The sequence below is a fragment of the Streptomyces sp. AC558_RSS880 genome (genome assembly GCF_019049255.1).
GTDB lineage: Bacteria > Actinomycetota > Actinomycetes > Streptomycetales > Streptomycetaceae > Streptomyces.
Genome location: NZ_JAGMUJ010000167.1, coordinates 1 through 223 on the forward strand (window position 1 = coordinate 1; position 223 = coordinate 223).

The 223-nt window shown below is 58.3% G+C and carries 1 rRNA gene; it reads right to left on the reverse strand.

The features are described from left to right. Positions 1 to 223: ribosomal RNA gene (locus KUM38_RS38950) — 23S ribosomal RNA — on the reverse strand; the annotation flags it as partial.

Sequence of the window (223 nt, forward strand, 5' to 3'; positions counted from 1 at the left end):
GTGTGAATCGCTACTCATGCCTGCATTCTCACTCGTGAACCGTCCACAACTGCCTTCCGGCGCTGCTTCACCCGGCACACGACGCTCCCCTACCCATCACGATCCCCGTTGGGGGTACATATCGCAATGACACGACTTCGGCGGTACGCTTGAGCCCCGCTACATTGTCGGCGCGGAATCACTAGACCAGTGAGCTATTACGCACTCTTTCAAGGGTGGCTGC